The sequence below is a fragment of the Candidatus Methylomirabilis sp. genome, from assembly GCA_036000645.1.
In the GTDB taxonomy this organism is placed as follows: Bacteria; Methylomirabilota; Methylomirabilia; order Methylomirabilales; family JACPAU01; genus JACPAU01.
The window spans coordinates 1-4123 of sequence record DASYVA010000196.1 but is presented as its reverse complement, the minus strand read 5'-3'; the positions used below and the strand labels follow the sequence as shown (position 1 = coordinate 4123).

The following is a 4123-nucleotide window of genomic DNA, read 5'->3' as shown; positions in this document are numbered from 1 at the left end:
CTGAGGGACGGTCCTCAGACCGCCTCACTGTCGGCGCCGCCGCAGCGCCCTTCCGCGTCCGTCCGCAGCCACTCGGTGGGCCACAGCAGCACGGGGTGGAGGCCGAGCCGGCAGGCGATCCGGTCAGCCACTCCCTCCGAGATGCGTTCGGCGGCGAGCAGCCTAAAGAGATGACGGGGTGTCACCCCGGCCTGGGCGGCGAGTTCCTCCCAGGTGAGACTCTCGGCGGCCCTAAGCCTTCGGAGAACGCGGTGGAGCGGGGCGGCCGGCAGGAGGGGACGGGCCATTGGGCGCCTCCTTCCTGTCGGGTTGAGTGCGAAGCGCCGCTTAGGCGCTGGCCGGAAGGAAGGCGTGCTGAAACGATCGGGTGATCGATTGCGAATGCGTCGCCGCCCCGGCGGGGCATCACCTCCTCTCGTGCGGGCGCGACGCGCCTCCCGGCCGGAGGTGAACCCGCCGGGTCGTCTCTGTTCGGGGTCGGTGCGGCTCAGCCCTCCCGACCCGTCTTCATCCGCGTGCGCCGCCGATGGCCGTCATGGCTCGTTCCGACAGGACGTCCCGCGTTCTGGGGGCGCGGCCTCGTCTGGGTCCGCCGTCCGCGCGGCGGTTGGATGCTCGGGCGTCACCTTGCCTGCCTGGGCTGGCCTCCCCCTGAGGTGCCCGGCGCGGGAACGCACTCGCCCCCTCCGCCTCGCGGTTCGGACCCGGTCGCCGCCCGCCCCGCAGACCGGGAGGCCCATCGAAGACCCTCCGGCTGTCGGACGGACGCCTGGTCCGTAGACCGTCGGTGACCCGCCGCCGGTCCCAATCAGGTCGTCCGGCGGGCCACCATCCGCGCATACAAGGACGGAAAGAGGGCCCGAACCTTGACAGGGGATTCGTGCGAGGTGGGGGACTTTTGGTGCGAGGAAACTGCGAGGTGGTCGTGCGAGGTCTGTGGCAGGAAAGTGCGAGGAAAGGTGAGGGGCTTAGCCGGGAGCGCCCAGCCGGCGGGTCAGGCGGGGGCTCTCGGGGAAGACGCCGTAGCCGTGTCCGCGCCGGCCGACCAGGAAGGCCGAGTGCCTGCCCTCACCGAGGAGCCCCCGGAGGCGCCACACCGCGTGGTGGACCCTCTCCGCGGATGCCCAGGGCTCCCCCCACACCTGTTCCAGGAGCGTGGGCACGGGGACGATCTCCCCGGCTCGGGCCGCGAGGTATGCGGCCAAGTCCACCAGCAGGGGGGTGGTCCGGAGCTTCCTCCCCCGCCAGAGCAGGCAGCGTTCCGACAGATCGACCATCAGAGGACCGGCGAGCACCCTCCCCCGCGCCCTGAGTCCCTCCCTCACCAGGACCGCCGCCTTGAGAGCGAGTTCGTGCGGGTCCAGGGCCGGGTCGGGCGCGTCCAGGCAGCCCGCCTCCAGGGCCCAGGTGCGGATCCGGGAGTCCGGGCTGAGGGCCACCACCGCCCGCCCCTCTCGGCGAAACTCCTGCAGAACGATCCGGGAGCGGTCCACCGCGAGATCGATCACGACCAAAGCCGGTGGCTCGCGTCTGGCCCAGTGGATGGCCTGGCTCGCCGTGGTGGCCTGCACCGCGGGCAGTCCCCTGTCCTGGAGCGCGCCCACGAACTCCCCGCAGCGGGCAGGGTCGGGCATCAACACCAGGACGGTCCGCGTCGCGGAAAGGCCTGAACCACTCCCCTCCCCGGCGCGCGGTCCGACGTCACGGCCGGGTGGCCGAACCATGGGGCCCCCTTGCTGCTCGCCCCGCTTGCCTCGGGGCCAGGCTACGCCTCTCCCGGAAAGCTCGAAACCCGGCCTGTCTGGAGCTGCCGGGAGGGCTCCCGAGAACCTCGCACTTTCCTCGCACCCCCGGGTTGCGATGAAACCGCGAGGTTTGTGCGAGGGGCACGCTCCACCCTTCGGGCCGTGGACTCGCTGTCGAGGCTCGACCGGGACTTCCGGGCCCGGGGGCCCGAGGGGTTCGCCGCGGCCCTCCGCCGGTGGAGAGAGTGCCACGAGGGGCTGCGTCCCTTCGGAGATCCGGCGGACCTCGTCGGCTTCCTACGTGACCGGGCTCCGGGCCTCGCACCGGCCAGGGACGCCGCGCTGGCCGCCCTCTGCCAGGAGTCCACCCGAGGGGATGAGGACGCCTCCCTACTCCTCCTGTGGCTCCTCCTTCCCGCCCTCTCCGGGGCCCGCCGCAGGCTGGGCACGTGGGAGGCCGTCGAGCCGGAGGACCTCGACGCTGAGCTCCTCGCGGGCCTCTGGCAGGCGGCGAAGGAGATCCGGCCCGAAACCCGTGACGTCGCGGGCCGTCTCGTCAACCGGGCCTCGTGGAGGGCCTTGGGGGCGATGCGGGAGGCCATCGATTGGTCGCGCCGGGCGCTGCCCCTCTCCCCCTCCGTTGCCGAGCGGGAGGCCGGGGAGCCGTCGGGCGGGGCCGAGGGGATCCTCGGGGCTGCCCTCCTGGACGGGGTGATCTCGGAGGAGGAGGCCCTCCTGGTTCTCGCCACCCGGCGGACCATCCGCCGGGTGAGCGCTCGGCTGGGGATCACGATTACCGCGGCCCAGCAGCGGCGCCACCGGGCCCGAGAGCGACTTCTGGCCTGGATCGCGGAATCCTCGCAGATTTCTCGCGCTCCCTCCCTCGCACATTCCTCGCACGAAAAGAGGCCCACCTCGCACGAAAACGCTGTCAAGGTTCGGGGCCCTCGACCCTCCTTGTAGGGGCGCCGGACGCGGGGCCGAGACATCCGCCCAGGGAGCGGCCGCTCGGTGCAAAGGAGGTGATGCCCTGGGCTCCCAGTCCCGCGGACCGGCCCACAAACGAAGGAGGTGCCCGAGGACATGCGGGAGGCGATCGAGACGGCGATGGTCCTGGCTCAGGCCCAGGGGATGGAGCGGATCGTTCAGATCCTGGACGGCCTCCGCAACGCCTTGGTGGCGGTCCTGGTGACCCTATCGATCCTCGCCCTCACCTACGCGGGGGTCCGGTACGTGATCGCGGCCGGGGACACCGCCGGGGTGGAGAAGGCCAAGGGGGCCGCCAAGTCCGCGCTCGTCGGCCTCACGCTCGCCCTCCTCGCCCCCATAGTCGTCGGGATCGTGAAGCGGATCCTTGGGGAGTAAGGGTGGCCCGGCTCCTTCTCGTCGCGACCGTGGCCCTCGGGGTGGTGCTCGTCCTTCCCTCCGCATCCGCAGCGAAGAACCACGGTCCCGTGGAGCAGCTTTCTCCCACGCCGAGCGTGAGTCCGTCCCCGAAGCCCGAACCTTCCCCGGAAGATCCGTTCCCGGAGCCGGAGAAGCCGGGGTTCTTCGATCTCATCGGCCGGATCCGCTACGCGATCAGTCAGTGGTTCTCGAACCTCGTGACCTCGGCCCTCCGCCCCGTGTTCGACTTCTTCGGGCGAACCGTCTTCTCCACCCCGGCCGTCGCGAGCAACGACCGCATCGCCCAGCTCTGGGGGATCTCCCTGGGGATCGCCGACGCTCTCCTGCTCCTGTTCCTCCTGTTCGGGGCGGGGCTCGTCACCGTGGGCGGCGGGCTCTCCTCACAGCTCACCGCCAAGGAGCTCCTGCCCCGGCTGCTGGTCGCCGCCATCGCCGCCAACGTGAGTCTGATCGTCCTGCGCTACCTCATCGACCTGTCGAACGCGCTGGCCCGGGGGGTGCTGGGCTCTCTGTCGCCCTCCGAGGTGTCGCGGTTGATGGTCCGGTCCCTGGCCGACGCCGCGCTCGGCAACCCCTTCCTGGCCCTCCTGGCCCTGGCCCTGATCGCCTTCGGACTGCTGGTGATCATCGCCTACGTCATCAGAGCCGCGGCGCTGGTGATCCTCACTGCGGCCGCGCCCCTGGTGCTGGTCTGCCACGCGCTCCCCCAGACCGAGGGCTACGCCCAGGCCTGGTGGCGGGCCGTCCTGGCCCTGCTGGCCGCGCCGGTGGCCCAGTCGCTGCTCCTGGCGGCGGCGTTCCAGGTGATGCTCACCTCCGACGGAGTGCTCGGGCTCCCCATCGGGAGCGGCCTCATCGACATCCTGGTGATCGGGACCCTCCTGTACTTCCTGTTCAAGGTGCCGTTCTGGATGCTGAAAGTCGCCTTCTCCCAGGCCGGGACCCGGGCCGTGTTCCACATCAGGCACGTC

Annotated in this window: 5 protein-coding genes; 3 read left to right on the top strand and 2 right to left on the bottom strand. The window is 71.4% G+C overall.

Features of this window, described 5'->3' with window-relative positions; translation table 11 throughout:
* Positions 1 to 14: 14 nt before the first annotated feature.
* Entirely contained in the window at positions 15 to 287 is a 273-nt protein-coding gene (locus tag VGT06_11155; GenBank protein ID HEV8663679.1) for a helix-turn-helix transcriptional regulator, read from the bottom strand.
* Between the two features lie 681 nt (positions 288 to 968).
* Positions 969 to 1634 carry a winged helix-turn-helix domain-containing protein gene (locus tag VGT06_11150; protein ID HEV8663678.1) on the bottom strand — a complete coding sequence of 222 codons (666 nt, stop codon included), beginning with the start codon at positions 1632 to 1634 and terminating at the stop codon, positions 969 to 971.
* A gap of 273 nt (positions 1635 to 1907) precedes the next feature.
* Here VGT06_11150 and VGT06_11145 point away from each other — a divergent pair, with 273 nt between their 5' ends.
* The 3 genes from VGT06_11145 to VGT06_11135 form a co-directional block, all read left to right on the top strand.
* Complete coding sequence (locus VGT06_11145) at positions 1908 to 2708, top strand: hypothetical protein (GenBank protein ID HEV8663677.1); 801 nt, start codon at positions 1908 to 1910, stop codon at positions 2706 to 2708.
* A 120-nt stretch (positions 2709 to 2828) separates the two neighbouring features.
* On the top strand, positions 2829 to 3110 hold the full coding sequence (locus VGT06_11140; GenBank protein HEV8663676.1) for a hypothetical protein: 282 nt from the start codon (positions 2829 to 2831) through the stop codon (positions 3108 to 3110).
* Positions 3111 to 3112: 2 nt separating this feature from the next.
* Positions 3113 to 4123: hypothetical protein (locus VGT06_11135; protein ID HEV8663675.1), on the top strand; the 1011-nt coding region annotated here is incomplete at its 3' end.

Excerpts from the sequence above, each read along its gene's own strand:
- VGT06_11155 (HEV8663679.1), bottom strand. The coding sequence starts at position 287 with ATGGCCCGTCCCCTCCTGCCGGCCGCCCCGCTCCACCGCGTTCTCCGA.
- VGT06_11150 (HEV8663678.1), bottom strand. The coding sequence starts at position 1,634 with ATGCCCGACCCTGCCCGCTGCGGGGAGTTCGTGGGCGCGCTCCAGGAC.
- VGT06_11140 (HEV8663676.1), top strand. The coding sequence starts at position 2,829 with ATGCGGGAGGCGATCGAGACGGCGATGGTCCTGGCTCAGGCCCAGGGG.